Origin of the sequence: Chryseobacterium sp. SIMBA_029 (assembly GCF_046535275.1) — a bacterium.
GTDB lineage: Bacteria > Bacteroidota > Bacteroidia > Flavobacteriales > Weeksellaceae > Chryseobacterium.
The window spans coordinates 1-390 of the sequence record NZ_JAWRXA010000068.1 but is presented as its reverse complement, the minus strand read 5'-3'; the positions used below and the strand labels follow the sequence as shown (position 1 = coordinate 390).

Annotated in this window: 1 protein-coding gene; it reads right to left on the bottom strand. The window is 43.1% G+C overall.

Translation table 11 applies throughout. The features are described 5' to 3' along the window. A partial coding sequence (locus tag SB679_RS23240) for a RagB/SusD family nutrient uptake outer membrane protein (protein ID WP_410704652.1) occupies positions 1–390 on the bottom strand: 390 nt, incomplete at both ends.

The following is a 390-nucleotide window of genomic DNA, read 5'->3' as shown; positions in this document are numbered from 1 at the left end:
GGATAAGGCTTTATTCCAGTCATTCTCATAAAGGGCAGTTCTTGCCTGCAAAGCCAATAATGCGATCTTAGAGAATCTATAATTGATACCTGCAGACTGCTGCTGTTCTACCATAAGTCCTTCTGCCTTGCTGATATCAGCATGAACCTGATTATACACTTCCTGTACGGAGGACGGCTTCAGTACTGCTTCAAGATCCATTTCAAGATTGATCGGGACACCTCTGTCTGTAGAGGCTGTAGCACTATTGTACGGCTTTCCGTATAAGTTAACCATGTCAAAATACACATAGGCACGCAATGCGTAGGCTTCCGCAAGAATCTGTTGTTTCTCTGGAGAGTCTTGCATTGTCTTGCTTCCTTCATTGATGATCTGATTCAGATAAAAGAC